Below are 1,796 nucleotides of genomic sequence, written 5' to 3'. Positions count from 1 at the left end.
GGCCGGGGGCGTGGCCGGACGGGGCCGTGCCCGTTCCGGGGGGTGGCCGCTTCCCGGAGCCGGGGGTGTCGGTGTGTTCGAAATGGTGTCCTTTGTTGTCTGACGGGTCGTCATCGTCCTTATCGGGGGCTGTCTGACGTGCCGGAAGAGGTACGCGTCACAGCATGACGGCGGGCGTTGCCGTGCGTGTTCGTTCGTTGCTAGCTTCACTGCGCAAGTGAGTTGGAATTCCAAACTGAGAGGGGACGAACATGAGCCTCCCTGACGGCCGGACCGCCGATACCCCCGGTCCCGCAGAGCAACGACCGCGGCTCGGGGTGGTCTTCACGGTGATCGCCGCCGGGGTGGCGATGGCCAACCTGGACGTGTTCATCGTCAATGTGGCGCTGCCGGACATCGGGCATCAGTTCTCGGGGACGTCGCTGGCGTCCCTGTCGTGGGTGCTGAACGCGTACGCGGTGGTGTTCGCGGCGCTGCTGGTGCCGGCGGGCAATTTCGCGGACCGGGTCAATCCGCGGATCGCCTATCTGTCGGGGATCGCGCTCTTCACGTTCTCCTCGGTGCTGTGCGCGCTGGCGCCGGGGATCTGGCTGCTGGTCGGGGCGCGGGTGCTGCAGGCGGTCGGCGCGGCGATGCTGATCCCCTCCTCGCTCGGTCTGCTGCTGGCGACCGCGCCGCCCGAGAAGCGGCTCGCGTCGGTGCGCGGGTGGACGGCGATCAGCGGTGTGGCCAGTGCGCTGGGTCCGGTGCTGGGCGGGCTGCTGACCGATCTGAGCTGGCACTGGGTGTTCCTGGTGAACGTGCCGATCGGGGTGGCCGCGCTGCTGGGCGGTCTGCGGGTGCTGCCGCGGGTTCCCTCGCGGGACCTGCCGCGGGCGGACGTGCTGGGTGCCGCCGTGCTGACCGCGTCCATCGCGCTGATCGCGCTCGGCCTGGTCAGGGGCGACGACTGGGGCTGGGCCTCGGAGAAGTTCCTCGGCGCCCTCGTCCTCGGGGTGCTGGGGCTGGTCTGGTTCACGGTGCGCTCCGCCCGGCACGCCTCGCCGGTGCTGCCGCTGCCGCTGTTCAAGTTCCGCGGTTTCAGCCCGTCCGCGTTCTCCAACGTGCTGTTCGCCGTCGCCTTCGCGGCGATGCTGCTGTCGACCGTGCTGTGGTGCCAGGACGTGTGGCACTGGTCGGCGGTGCGGACCGGGCTCGCGATCTTCCCCGGGACCCTGCTGCCGCCCGCGCTGGCCATGAGCATCGGGCCGGTCATCCACCGCTTCGGCTCCAGCATGGTCGCCTTCACCGGGTGCGTCGTCTTCGGCGCGGGCATCGCCTGGTGGCTGGTCCTGCTGGGGCCGGACGCCGGCTACGCGGGCGGGATGCTGCCCGGCATGCTGCTCACCGGCATCGGCGTCGGCCTGACCCTGCCCACGCTGATCAGCGCCGGTGTCTCCGGCCTGCCGCCGCAGAGCTTCTCCACCGGCTCCGGTGTCATCACCATGGCCCGCCAGGCCGGCACCGTCCTCGGCATCTCGCTGCTGGTGGCCACCATGGGCTCCGGCGCCGCCCACCAGGTGGACTCCTTCGACCGGGGCTGGGAGATGACGCTGGCGGCCACCGCGGCCGCCGCGATCGCCTGCTTCTTCGTCGGCAGCGTCGGCAAGACCCCCCGCACCACCCAGCCCGCCCAAACGGCCGAAGCCGCCGGGGCCGCGGGAGCCGGCAGCGCCGGCCAGGCATCCGAGGGCGCCGGCGGGGCGTGAACGGCGCGCCGCCACCGCCCCTCATCCGGCCGCCCGCCCGGCCCGGGC

The 1,796-nt window shown here is 72.2% G+C and carries 1 protein-coding gene; it reads left to right on the top strand.

Annotated elements, in window-relative coordinates:
* The first annotated feature begins 251 nt into the window (after nucleotides 1-251).
* The gene (locus CCN72_RS23635) at nucleotides 252-1,748 is read left to right on the top strand and encodes an MFS transporter (RefSeq protein ID WP_086809372.1); all 1,497 of its coding nucleotides are present in this window, start codon (nucleotides 252-254) and stop codon (nucleotides 1,746-1,748) included.
* Nucleotides 1,749-1,796 lie beyond the last annotated feature (48 nt).

Origin of the sequence: Streptomyces murinus (assembly GCF_002154555.1) — a bacterium.
GTDB classification, from domain to species: Bacteria; Actinomycetota; Actinomycetes; order Streptomycetales; family Streptomycetaceae; genus Streptomyces; species Streptomyces murinus.
This window is presented reverse-complemented; position numbering and strand designations above follow the sequence as displayed.

Excerpts from the sequence above, each read along its gene's own strand:
- CCN72_RS23635 (WP_086809372.1), top strand. The coding sequence starts at position 252 with ATGAGCCTCCCTGACGGCCGGACCGCCGATACCCCCGGTCCCGCAGAG.